At 44.5% G+C, this 13,045-nt stretch carries 7 protein-coding genes and 1 pseudogene; 6 read left to right on the top strand and 2 right to left on the bottom strand.

Features of this window, described 5'->3' with window-relative positions:
• The first annotated feature begins 3 nt into the window (after positions 1-3).
• From rplJ to EO131_RS00020, 5 genes are all read left to right on the top strand, one after another.
• Positions 4-519 (top strand): 50S ribosomal protein L10, encoded by a 516-nt coding sequence (rplJ, locus tag EO131_RS00040; RefSeq protein WP_127018319.1) that lies wholly within the window; start codon positions 4-6, stop codon positions 517-519.
• A 55-nt stretch (positions 520-574) separates the two neighbouring features.
• Positions 575-955, top strand: coding sequence for a 50S ribosomal protein L7/L12 (gene rplL, locus EO131_RS00035; RefSeq protein ID WP_127018318.1), 381 nt, complete (start codon positions 575-577; stop codon positions 953-955).
• A 128-nt stretch (positions 956-1,083) separates the two neighbouring features.
• A complete protein-coding gene (rpoB, locus tag EO131_RS00030; protein ID WP_127018317.1) occupies positions 1,084-4,893 on the top strand; it encodes a DNA-directed RNA polymerase subunit beta in 3,810 nt (1,269 codons plus the stop codon).
• A gap of 38 nt (positions 4,894-4,931) precedes the next feature.
• A complete protein-coding gene (rpoC, locus tag EO131_RS00025; RefSeq protein WP_127018316.1) occupies positions 4,932-9,230 on the top strand; it encodes a DNA-directed RNA polymerase subunit beta' in 4,299 nt (1,432 codons plus the stop codon).
• A 60-nt stretch (positions 9,231-9,290) separates the two neighbouring features.
• Positions 9,291-9,602: a DUF3467 domain-containing protein gene (locus EO131_RS00020; protein WP_127018315.1), complete on the top strand. Its 312-nt coding sequence runs from the start codon at positions 9,291-9,293 to the stop codon at positions 9,600-9,602.
• A gap of 48 nt (positions 9,603-9,650) precedes the next feature.
• Here the strand turns inward: EO131_RS00020 and EO131_RS00015 are convergent, their stop codons facing one another.
• Positions 9,651-10,082 (bottom strand): hypothetical protein, encoded by a 432-nt coding sequence (locus EO131_RS00015; RefSeq protein WP_127018314.1) that lies wholly within the window; start codon positions 10,080-10,082, stop codon positions 9,651-9,653.
• 71 nt (positions 10,083-10,153) lie between these two features.
• Complete coding sequence (locus EO131_RS00010) at positions 10,154-11,743, bottom strand: peptide chain release factor 3 (protein WP_127018313.1); 1,590 nt, start codon at positions 11,741-11,743, stop codon at positions 10,154-10,156.
• 388 nt (positions 11,744-12,131) lie between these two features.
• Between EO131_RS00010 and EO131_RS00005 the strand changes: the two are divergent.
• A pseudogene (locus EO131_RS00005) lies at positions 12,132-13,045 on the top strand (hypothetical protein); the annotation flags it as partial.

Below are 13,045 nucleotides of genomic sequence, written 5' to 3'. Positions count from 1 at the left end.
ACTATGACAAGAGAAGAAAAAGCAACAGTAATAGAAGATTTGACTGCACAGTTAGCTGAAAATGCCAATATTTATTTGGCCGATATTTCAGGATTGGATGCCGTTGCCACTTCTAACCTAAGAAGGGCATGTTTCAAGGCAAATATTAAACTTGCGGTTGTTAAGAACACCTTGCTTGCAAAAGCAATGGAAGCCTCGGATAAGGAATTTGGTGAACTTCCCGGCGTATTGAAAGGCAACACCTCATTGATGTTGTCCGAAACTGGGAATGCCCCTGCGAAACTTATCAAGGACTTTAGAAAAAAATCAAATAGGCCTTTGTTGAAAGGAGCTTTCATTGCGGAAGCTATCTATATCGGTGACGAAAACTTGGAAGCACTTGTGAACATCAAGTCCAAGGAAGAAGTTATCGGGGATATCATCGGATTGTTGCAATCCCCAGCCAAGAACGTTATTTCCGGACTTAAGTCTGGTGGTGGCAAATTGGCCGGTATCCTTAAGACCTTATCTGAGAAATAATTCGCGCACAATAAACTAAGTATATTTTTAAAAATTTTTATTAAACGATAGAAAAATGGCAGATTTAAAAGATTTTGCAGAACAGTTGGTTAACCTAACAGTAAAAGAGGTAAACGAGTTGGCCGACATCCTTAAAAATGAATATGGTATTGAGCCTGCTGCTGCTGCAGTAGCTGTTGCCGGTGGCGCTGCTGCTGGTGGTGGTGAAGAAGCTGCTGAAGAAAAAACCGAATTCGATGTAATCCTTAAAGCAGCTGGTGGTTCCAAATTGGCAGTTGTTAAATTGGTTAAGGAATTGACCGGTCTTGGATTGAAAGAGGCTAAGGACATCGTTGACAGCGCACCTAAAGCTGTTAAGGAAGGTGTTTCCAAAGATGAGGCCGAAGGCATCAAAAAATCATTGGAAGAAGCAGGAGCAGAAGTTGAGCTTAAATAATAGCTTTTCCCATACAAATTTGGTTAAGGTCTTTCCAGTTTTTGGTTAGACCTTAGCCTATTTTAATAAGGAGTGTATAAAGCCGTACACAAACCCGAATAGTATTCACGTTCAAAATTTGTCCATAGATGTTCACAAACACTATTGAAAGAGTTAATTTCGCATCCGCTAAGAACATACCGGAATACCCGGATTTCTTGGACATTCAGATAAAATCATTTCAAGATTTTTTCCAGCTTGAAACCAAATCTGACGAAAGAGGGAACGAAGGTCTCTACAACACCTTCATGGAGAATTTTCCAATTACTGATACCAGAAACCAGTTTGTACTCGAGTTTTTGGATTACTTCATAGATCCACCAAGATATACCATCCAAGAGTGTATTGAACGTGGACTTACCTACAGCGTTCCGTTAAAAGCGCGTCTTAAATTGTACTGTACCGATCCTGAGCACGAAGACTTCGAGACCATCGTGCAAGACGTGTATTTGGGTACTATTCCATACATGACCCCAAGTGGAACCTTTGTGATCAATGGTGCCGAAAGGGTAGTGGTTTCCCAGTTGCACAGATCACCAGGGGTATTCTTCGGACAGTCATTCCACGCGAATGGAACCAAATTGTACTCCGCAAGGGTAATTCCGTTCAAAGGATCTTGGATAGAATTCGCTACCGATATCAACGGTGTAATGTACGCCTATATCGATAGGAAGAAAAAATTACCGGTAACCACCCTTTTCCGTGCCATTGGCTTTGAAAGGGACAAGGATATCCTTGAAATCTTCGACCTTTCCGAGGAAGTGAAGGTATCCAAGGCCGGACTTAAAAAAGTATTGGGCCGTAAATTGGCCGCAAGGGTTTTGAACACATGGCACGAAGATTTCGTGGACGAGGATACCGGCGAAGTGGTTTCCATCGAGCGTAACGAGATCATCTTGGACCGTGATACCATTTTGGAAAAAGAGCATGTCGACGAGATCATTGATGCCGATGTGAAGACCATTTTGCTTCACAAGGAGAACAATGCACAGTCGGATTATGCCATTATCCACAACACCTTGCAAAAAGACCCTACCAACTCCGAGAAGGAAGCGGTAGAGCACATTTATAGACAATTACGTAATGCCGAGCCGCCCGATGAGGAAACAGCTCGTGGCATCATCGATAAATTGTTCTTCTCCGATCAACGTTACTCTTTGGGTGAGGTAGGTCGTTACCGAATGAACAAGAAGTTGGGCTTGGATATCGGAATGGACAAAGAAGTCCTTACCAAGGAAGATATCATCACCATCATTAAGTATTTGATCGAGTTGATCAACTCCAAAGCGGAGATTGATGATATTGACCACTTGTCCAACCGTCGTGTAAGAACAGTGGGTGAGCAATTGTCCCAACAGTTTGGTGTAGGTTTGGCCCGTATGGCAAGAACCATCCGTGAGCGTATGAACGTTCGTGACAACGAAGTATTTACCCCGATCGATTTGATCAACGCCAAGACCTTGTCTTCCGTGATCAACTCCTTCTTCGGTACCAACCAGTTGTCCCAGTTCATGGATCAGACCAACCCGTTGGCCGAGATCACACACAAAAGAAGATTGTCCGCATTGGGTCCAGGTGGTCTTTCACGGGAAAGGGCAGGATTCGAGGTGCGTGACGTTCACTATACCCACTACGGAAGATTGTGTCCGATCGAGACACCTGAAGGACCGAACATTGGTTTGATCTCTTCACTTTCCGTGTTTGCCAAGGTAAACAGCATGGGCTTCTTGGAAACCCCTTACCGCAAGGTGGCCGACGGAAAAGTAGATGTGAAGAATCACATTTATCTAAGCGCTGAGGAAGAAGAAGGTATGAAGATCGCCCAAGCCAACATTCCATTGGCCGACGACGGTACGATCGAGCGTGACAAGGTAATTGCACGTGATGAAGGTGACTTCCCGGTGGTTGACCCATCAGAAGTGAACTACACCGACGTTGCACCGAACCAAATTGCTTCCATCTCAGCATCCTTGATTCCATTCTTGGAGCACGATGATGCGAACCGTGCCTTGATGGGATCGAACATGATGCGCCAGGCCGTTCCTTTGTTGCGACCAGAATCCCCAATCGTGGGTACCGGTCTGGAAAGACAGGTAGCTACCGATTCCAGGGTATTGATAAATGCCGAAGGCAATGGTACGGTTGAATATGTGGATGCACAGAAAATAACCATTAAATACGACCGAACCGAGGAAGAGCGATTGGTAAGCTTCGATGAAGATTCCAAGACCTACGAATTGGTGAAGTTTAGAAAAACCAATCAAGGTACCTCCATCAACTTGAAACCAATCGTTAGAAAAGGGGACAAGGTGAAAAAAGGACAGGTACTTTGTGAAGGATACGCCACTGAAAAAGGAGAATTGGCCTTGGGCAGAAACATGAAGGTGGCCTTCATGCCTTGGAAAGGATACAACTTCGAGGATGCGATCGTAATCTCTGAAAAAGTGGTTCGTGAAGATATCTTCACCTCTATCCACATCGATGAGTATGCCCTCGAAGTAAGGGATACCAAATTGGGTGCTGAGGAATTGACCAACGATATCCCTAACGTTTCCGAGGAAGCGACCAAGGATTTGGACGAGTACGGTATGATCCGTATCGGTGCCGAGGTGAAACCTGGTGATATCTTGATCGGTAAGATTACTCCAAAAGGAGAATCCGATCCAACACCCGAGGAAAAACTGTTGCGTGCCATCTTTGGTGACAAGGCAGGAGATGTAAAGGATGCCTCTTTGAAAGCATCCCCATCATTGAGCGGTGTGGTTATCGATAAAAAGTTGTTCTCCCGATCTATCAAGGATAAGAGAAAACGTTCCGAGGATAAGGAAGCCATTTCCCGTTTGGAAATGGATTACGAAGTGAAATTCCAACAATTAAAAGATGTATTGATCGAGAAATTGTTCGGATTGGTCAACGGAAAAACATCGCAAGGTGTCATCAACGATTTGGGTGAGGAAGTACTTCCAAAAGGAAAGAAATACACCATTAAAATGTTGAACGCTGTGGACGATTTTGCGCACTTGGTGGGTGGAAGCTGGACCACGGACGAAGATACCAATGCTTTGGTAGCCGATTTGCTGCACAACTATAAAATCAAGTTGAACGACCTTCAAGGAAACCTAAGAAGGGACAAATTTACCATCTCTGTAGGTGATGAATTACCTGCTGGTATTATGAAGTTGGCCAAGGTGTACATCGCCAAAAAGCGTAAGCTGAAAGTTGGTGATAAAATGGCAGGTCGTCACGGTAACAAAGGTATTGTTGCACGTATCGTTCGTCAAGAAGACATGCCGTTCTTGGAAGATGGAACCCCTGTGGATATCGTATTGAACCCACTGGGTGTACCTTCAAGGATGAACATTGGTCAGATCTACGAAACCGTATTGGGTTGGGCCGGATTGAAATTGGGCCAGAAATATGGAACTCCAATTTTTGATGGGGCCACTCTGGACGAGATCAACGAACTGACCGATAAGGCTGGTGTTCCACGTTTTGGACATACCCACTTGTACGACGGTGGAACCGGTCAACGTTTTGACCAAGCGGCAACAGTAGGGGTAATCTACATGTTGAAACTGGGTCACATGGTGGACGACAAGATGCACGCAAGATCTATCGGACCATATTCATTGATCACACAACAACCATTGGGTGGTAAGGCCCAGTTTGGTGGTCAGCGTTTTGGTGAGATGGAGGTATGGGCTTTGGAAGCTTATGGAGCTTCTTCAACCCTACGTGAAATTTTGACCGTGAAATCCGATGACGTAATCGGAAGAGCCAAGACCTACGAATCCATTGTGAAAGGTGAAACAATGCCTGAGCCTGGATTGCCGGAATCTTTCAACGTATTGATGCACGAACTTAAAGGTTTGGGCTTGGATATCAGATTGGAAGAATAGAACACTATACATATTAATTATATCATCACCATATTGTTATGGCTAGAATAAAAGACAATAACGCACCAAAAAGGTTCAACAAAATTTCCATCGGATTGGCCTCTCCCGAGTCCATCTTGGCAGAGTCCCGTGGCGAGGTGTTGAAGCCTGAAACCATAAACTATAGAACGCACAAGCCTGAGCGTGATGGGTTGTTCTGCGAGCGTATTTTTGGTCCTGTAAAGGATTATGAGTGTGCCTGTGGAAAATATAAGCGTATCCGTTACCGTGGAATCGTTTGTGACCGTTGTGGTGTTGAAGTGACAGAGAAGAAAGTACGTAGGGACCGTGTTGGTCACATCAACTTGGTGGTTCCCGTAGCCCATATCTGGTACTTCCGTTCATTGCCAAATAAAATAGGATACCTTTTGGGATTGCCTTCCAAAAAGTTGGACATGATCATTTACTACGAAAGGTATGTGGTCATCCAGCCTGGTATTGCCAAAGGGCCTGAAGGGGAAGAGATCCACAAAATGGATTTCTTGACCGAAGAGGAATATTTGAACATCTTGGAGTCCATTCCATCCGAAAACCAATATTTGGAGGATAGCGATCCCAACAAGTTCATCGCAAAAATGGGTGCCGAATGTTTGATCGACCTATTGGCGCGTATCGATTTGGAGCAGTTGTCCTACGAATTGCGACACAAAGCGAACACCGAAACGTCAAAGCAACGTAAAACCGAAGCTTTGAAACGTCTTCAGGTTGTTGAAGCCTTACGTGAGTCCCAGGACAACAGGGAAAACAGACCCGAATGGATGATCATGAAGGTTATTCCCGTTATTCCACCGGAATTGCGTCCGTTGGTGCCGTTGGATGGTGGTCGTTTCGCCACTTCCGATTTGAACGATTTGTACCGACGTGTGATCATTCGTAACAACCGTTTGAAGCGTTTGATGGAAATCAAGGCACCTGAGGTGATCTTGAGGAACGAAAAACGTATGCTTCAGGAAGCTGTGGATTCCCTTTTCGATAACACCAGAAAAGCATCCGCGGTAAAAACTGAATCCAACAGACCATTGAAATCCCTTTCTGATTCCTTGAAAGGTAAGCAAGGTCGTTTCCGTCAAAACCTTTTGGGTAAACGTGTGGATTACTCCGCTCGTTCCGTAATCGTCGTTGGACCGGAAATGAAGTTGTACGAATGTGGTCTGCCAAAAGATATGGCAGCCGAGCTTTACAAGCCGTTCATCATCCGTAAGTTGATTGAAAGAGGTATTGTAAAAACGGTAAAATCTGCCAAAAAGATTATCGACAAGAAGGAGCCCGTAGTTTGGGATATCCTAGAAAACGTCCTTAAAGGACACCCCGTATTGTTGAACCGGGCCCCCACATTGCACCGATTGGGTATCCAAGCGTTCCAGCCTAAACTGATTGAAGGTAAGGCGATTCGTTTGCACCCATTGGCCTGTACCGCATTCAACGCGGATTTTGATGGGGACCAGATGGCAGTTCACTTGCCATTGGGGCCAGAGGCCATTTTGGAAGCCCAATTGTTGATGTTGGCTTCACAGAACATCCTTAACCCTGCCAACGGTTCTCCGATCACCGTACCATCCCAAGACATGGTTTTGGGCTTGTACTACATGACCAAGGAAAAGAAGTCCACTCCAGAAGAGCCTGTTAAAGGTGAGGGGTTGACCTTCTACTCTCCCGAAGAAGTGGAAATTGCCTTTAACGAGCAGAAAGTTGCATTGAATGCCGGTATTAAGGTAAGAACCAAAGACTTCAACGAAGAAGGGGAATTGGTCAATAAGATCATTGAAACAACTGTGGGTCGTGTTTTGTTCAACACTGTAGTGCCAGAACAAGCAGGATTCATCAATACCGTATTGAACAAGAAAGCGCTTCGTAACATCATTGGTGACATTTTAGCTGTGACCGATGTGCCAACGACAGCCGATTTCTTGGATAAGATCAAATCCATGGGATATGAATTCGCCTTCAAAGGTGGTCTATCCTTCAGTTTGGGAGATATCATCATCCCTGCTGAAAAACATGAGATGATCGCTGAGGCCAACGAGCAGGTGGATGGTATCATGATGAACTACAACATGGGACTTATCACCAACAACGAGCGTTACAACCAGGTAATCGATGTTTGGACATCTACCAACGCCATGTTGACCGAGTTGGCCATGAAACGTATCCGTGAGGACAAACAAGGATTCAACTCTGTATATATGATGTTGGATTCCGGGGCGAGGGGTTCCAAGGAGCAGATTCGCCAGTTGACCGGTATGCGTGGTTTGATGGCCAAGCCTAAGAAATCCACAGCAGGAGGTGGTGAGATCATCGAGAACCCGATTCTTTCCAACTTTAAGGAAGGACTATCGATCTTGGAATACTTTATCTCTACCCACGGTGCGCGTAAAGGTCTTGCGGATACCGCTTTGAAAACGGCGGATGCTGGATACTTGACCAGACGTTTGGTGGATGTATCGCAAGATGTGATCATCAATATCGAGGACTGTGGTACGTTGAGAGGTATTGAAGTTGAGCCATTGAAGAAAAACGAAGAAGTGGTGGAATCCCTTGGTGAACGAATCTTGGGCAGGGTATCACTTCACGATGTATACAATCCGATGACCGAGGAGTTGATCCTTAAAGCAGGTCAGGAAATTTCCGAAGCCGATGTGAAAAAGGTGGAGGCAGCACCTATCGAAAGGGTAGAAGTGCGTTCACCATTGACCTGTGAGGCACCACAAGGTATCTGCGCCAAGTGTTACGGTCGTAACCTGGCCACCAACAAAATGGTACAGCGTGGCGAAGCCGTTGGTGTGGTTGCTGCACAATCCATCGGAGAACCAGGAACACAGTTGACCTTGCGTACCTTCCACGTAGGTGGTATTGCAGGAAACATTTCCGAGGACAGCAAATTGGAGTCCAAATTTGACGGTATCGCTGAAATTGAAGATTTGCGTATGGTGGAAGGAGTGAACAATGAAGGTGCCAAAACCAACATTGTGATTTCCCGAACTACAGAGATCAAGATCATCGATGCCAAAACAGGAATTACGTTGAGTACCAACAACATTCCTTATGGTTCCCAGTTGTTCGTTAAGGATGGTGAGAAAATCTCCAGAGGTACGGTAATCTGTCAATGGGATCCCTATAACGGTGTCATTGTTTCCGAATTTACCGGTCAGATTGCATACGAGAACATTGAACAAGGGGTTACTTATCAAGTTGAAATCGACGAACAAACCGGTTTCCAAGAAAAAGTGATCTCCGAATCAAGGAACAAAAAGTTGATCCCAACCTTGTTGATCAAGGATGGTAAAGGTGAAACCTTGCGTTCATACAACTTGCCAGTAGGTTCCCACTTGATGGTGGACGATGGTGAGAAGATCAAAGAAGGTAAAATCTTGGTAAAAATACCACGTAAGTCTGCCAAGGCAGGGGATATTACCGGTGGTCTTCCAAGGGTAACAGAGCTTTTCGAAGCACGTAACCCTTCCAACCCAGCAGTTGTATCCGAGATTGACGGTGTGGTTTCCTTCGGTAAGATCAAGCGTGGTAACCGTGAGATCATCATCGAGTCCAAAACGGGCGAGGTGAAGAAGTACTTGGTAAAACTTTCCAACCAGATCCTGGTACAGGAAAACGACTACGTACGTGCTGGTATGCCATTGTCTGATGGGTCGATTACCCCAGAGGATATCTTGGCGATAAAAGGACCATCTGCGGTACAGCAATACTTGGTGAACGAAGTACAGGAAGTATACCGTTTACAAGGTGTGAAAATCAATGACAAGCACTTTGAGGTGGTTGTTAGACAGATGATGCGTAAGGTTCAGATCCAAGATCCAGGAGATACCATCTTCCTTGAAAACCAATTGGTGCACAAGGATGATTTCATCCATGAAAATGATGAGATCTTCGGGATGAAGGTAGTAGAGGATGCAGGTGATTCCGAAAGGTTGAAACCAGGCCAGATCGTTACCGCACGCCAACTAAGGGACGAGAACTCCATTCTAAGAAGGGAAGACAAGAACTTGGTGAGTGCAAGGGACGCTGTTGCCGCAACCGCTACGCCGATTCTTCAAGGTATCACCAGGGCGTCGTTGCAGACCAAATCATTTATCTCTGCAGCATCGTTCCAGGAAACAACTAAAGTATTGAACGAAGCCGCTGTAAACGGTAAGGTCGATTCTTTGGAAGGCTTGAAGGAGAACGTTATCGTCGGACACAAGATTCCTGCCGGTACCGGTATGAGGGATTATGACAGCATCATTGTAGGTTCCAAAGAGGAATACGATGAGATCATGGCCCGAAAAGAGGAATTCAAGTTCTAAATAGTAACATACAAACAAACCCTGGCCATAAGGTCAGGGTTTTTTATTTTTATTGAACGTATGGCTGAAAAAAACCAAAATCAAAAACAGATCAATATAGAATTGGATGAGAAAACTGCCGAGGGCACCTATTCCAATCTGGCCATCATCAACCATTCCGTTTCGGAATTTGTGGTGGATTTCATCAGTTTGATGCCGGGTGCACCTAAAGCAAAGGTGAAAAGCCGGATTATATTGACACCCCAACATGCCAAGAAATTTTTAAAGGCATTGAACGAAAATGTAGCCCGTTTTGAAAAGGCCCATGGCCCGATCAAAGATTACGAGCAACCGCCCATCCCATTGAACTTTGGTCCTACGGGAGAAGCTTAGAAAATAAGAAAAGGCCTTGATCATTGATCAAGGCCTTTGTTTTTAGGTTTATTTCAACCAACCGTTGGTCGCGGCCCTTTTCGAAAAGGAAATCAAATACAGGCCAATCGCCAAAATTAATAGGGGCATTGCGTAGGTAGATGATCCAAATGCAGCCACGGCATCGGATATAAAAAGCCAATGGATAAATTGTGCCAATGCAGTTACAAACGAAACGATGAAAAAGGGCCGTGCCCATTTCTTGCGAAGCAAGAGCCCAATGGAACCGATGGTTCCACTGAAGACTGCAAGTGCAAAGGCTGCGGTTGCCCAAGCTGGAATTCCTTCAAAAACTTCACGTTGGGCTTGGTCCAATGTTTCAAGAATAGCCTCTTGGTTGTAGGCTTGATTGAGATAGTTAAAAACTCCCATCAAATTCCAAACAAAGGCAATAACACTGACTACCCAAAACGAAATTGGGGGCTTACCGGTTGTTGTCATAATTTTTGTGTTTATTGGTTGTATACCAACAATGTACAAAAAAATGATACTTCATTAGGGCCAAGTGGCCATTATTCAAATTCGGAGGTGTAATGCAATTTTACACTGGGATACTTCTGCTGTGTCATCTGAAGTGAGAACTGTGAATCGGCCAAAAAGACCAATTGGCCCCGTTTGTCCGTGGCCAAAAATTTCTGCTTTACCCTTTTGAATTCTTTAAATTCCTCATTGTTCTTGTCCTCGGGATCTACCCAACACGCTTTGTACACGGGGAAATTTTCATACGTACACTTGGCGCCATATTCGTGTTCCAATCGGTATTGAATCACTTCATATTGCAGAGCTCCCACCGTACCAATTACTTTTCGTCCGTTCAATTCCAAAGTGAACAACTGTGCAACACCTTCGTCCATCAACTGATCGATGCCTTTGTAGAGTTGTTTGGCCTTCATCGGGTCCGCATTATTGATGTACCTGAAGTGTTCTGGTGAAAAACTAGGGATTCCCTTGTAATGCAACTGTTCCCCACTGGTAAGTGTATCTCCGATTTTAAAGTTCCCGGTATCATGCAATCCAACAATATCCCCTGGATAGGAAACATCCACAATTTCTTTCTTTTCCGCAAAAAAGGCATTGGGGCTGGAAAACTTCAATTTTTTGTCTTGTCTTACATGCAAATAAGGTGTATTTCGCTCAAATGTTCCGGACACCACTTTTACGAAGGCCAAACGATCTCGGTGTTTGGGGTCCATATTGGCATGGATTTTAAATACAAATCCGGTGAAATCTTTTTCGTTGGCTTTGACCAAACGTTCTTCGGCCATTTTGGCACGAGGTGGAGGCGCAATTTCGATAAAGCAATCCAACAGTTCACGTACACCAAAGTTGTTTAGGGCCGACCCGAAGAAAACAGGTTGTTGTTCTCCTTTTAAATAAGCTTCCTTGTCAAAATCGGGATATACCCCATGCACAAGTTCCAAATTATCGCGAAGGTTCTCTGCTGCTTTGGTGCCGATAATATTTTCAAGTTCAGGACTATCTATGTCATCAAAGGCAATGGTTTCCTCTATATTCTTTTTACTATTGCCACTGAACAGGTTGATGTTTTTCTCGTAGATGTTGTAAATCCCTTTAAAATCATAGCCCATCCCAATGGGAAAGCTCAATGGGGTAACGGTAAGGCCCAACTTTTGTTCCACCTCGTCCAAAAGATCAAAGGCATCCTTTCCTTCCCGGTCCAATTTATTGATGAAAACGATCATGGGAATATTTCGCATTCGGCAGACCTCGACCAATTTTTCGGTTTGCTCCTCAACACCCTTGGCCACATCGATCACCACGATTACACTGTCCACTGCGGTAAGGGTCCTAAAAGTATCCTCGGCAAAATCTTTGTGTCCGGGGGTATCCAGGATATTGATCTTCTTGTCTTTGTAGATAAAGGCCAATACCGATGTGGCCACGGAGATTCCCCGTTGCCGTTCAATTTCCATAAAATCACTGGTGGCCGATTTCTTTATCTTGTTGCTCTTCACGGCGCCGGCCTCTTGAATGGCCCCTCCGAACAAGAGCAATTTCTCGGTCAATGTGGTTTTACCGGCATCAGGGTGGGAGATGATCCCAAAAGTTCGTCTTCTTGCAATTTCCCGTTCAAATTCCATCAACAAAATTTTCGGCAAAAATAGGGGAATTATCCTGTTTTAACACCTATTTCAAACGGTATTCCCATTTGTTGATATTATTGGAAAAAAATAACCTTTCCATATCCTTGGTGTCCAAAAAGTACTGTAATTTCCGCTGGTTTTTGGTCTTATTCTCCTTTGCCTCAATTTACAGGATTGTAAAAGAGGCATATATGGTAAATAATGTTGTGGAAATCGCCTTTTATCGAGAAAAATAGGTGGTAAACGTCAAATAGGTTAACTATGTGACTTAATTGGAGATGATGGTGTCGAAGGAAAATAACCAATAACAAAAAGAAACCCCAATTTCTTACACTTACAGGACTGCTACAAGCCATGGTGATCAGTTGACCAAAACTTATCATTTATGGAAAAAATTACTTTTGTACAACCTGGGATAAAATTCGTCCGCTTTGCACGTATGATGGCCATTTTCATGGTTTTCGGACTATTTTCTCTTCACGGCATAGCTGCAACCCATACCCATACCCTCCATTCTCAATTGAATTTTGCAGTTGAAGGCGGCAATGCGTCATCTAAAGTCTCCATGTGGAAATTGTCCGGATTGTGGAATCCGTTTGAAGCCTCCATTGGAAATCCTGATGATTGTGATGGGGATGGAGTAACCTGTGAACAGGAGGTAATTGATGGTACCGACCCCAATGACCCTTGTGATTTTATACTCGAACACCAAAATTGTACGCCTTCCACCACTTGGTTGAATATGGACTGTGATGGTGATGGCGTAACCAATGGGAAGGAAAAGTATGATGGAACTGATCCTTTAGATCCTTGTAGCTTTGTTTTGGAGCACCAAAATTGCACACCTACCACCAAATGGAAGAACTTGGATTGTGATGGTGATGGTGTGACCAACGGTAAGGAGAAGGAAGACGGTACGGACCCATTGGATCCGTGTGATTTGGTGTTGGAGCATCAAAATTGTTCTCCCTCTTACACATGGAAAAATTTGGATTGCGATGGCGATGGGGTGACCAATGGAAAAGAAAAAGAAGACGGGACAGACCCTTTTGACCCTTGTGATTTTATTTGGGGACACCAAAACTGTACTCCTACCCAAGAATGGAAAAATTTGGATTGTGATGGCGATGGTGTGACCAACGGTGATGAAAACGAGGATGGAACGAACCCATTAGATCCTTGTGACTATAACCCCGACCATGTGACCCTGCCACAGAGCGGTGATTACCTGACCGCCGATTGCGATGGTGATGGTGTCACTAACGGTGATGAGAACGAAGATGGTACAGACCCGAACGA

This window comes from Flagellimonas beolgyonensis, assembly GCF_003992615.1.
Taxonomy (GTDB): Bacteria; Bacteroidota; Bacteroidia; order Flavobacteriales; family Flavobacteriaceae; genus Flagellimonas; species Flagellimonas beolgyonensis.
The sequence above is the reverse complement of the archived record's forward strand: the minus strand, read 5'-3'. Positions and strand labels throughout refer to the sequence as shown.

Coding starts and splice junctions, on each gene's coding strand:
- rplJ (WP_127018319.1), top strand. CDS start 4: ATGACAAGAGAAGAAAAAGCAACAGTAATAGAAGATTTGACTGCACAG.
- rplL (WP_127018318.1), top strand. CDS start 575: ATGGCAGATTTAAAAGATTTTGCAGAACAGTTGGTTAACCTAACAGTA.
- rpoB (WP_127018317.1), top strand. CDS start 1,084: ATGTTCACAAACACTATTGAAAGAGTTAATTTCGCATCCGCTAAGAAC.
- rpoC (WP_127018316.1), top strand. CDS start 4,932: ATGGCTAGAATAAAAGACAATAACGCACCAAAAAGGTTCAACAAAATT.
- EO131_RS00020 (WP_127018315.1), top strand. CDS start 9,291: ATGGCTGAAAAAAACCAAAATCAAAAACAGATCAATATAGAATTGGAT.
- EO131_RS00015 (WP_127018314.1), bottom strand. CDS start 10,082: ATGACAACAACCGGTAAGCCCCCAATTTCGTTTTGGGTAGTCAGTGTT.
- EO131_RS00010 (WP_127018313.1), bottom strand. CDS start 11,743: ATGGAATTTGAACGGGAAATTGCAAGAAGACGAACTTTTGGGATCATC.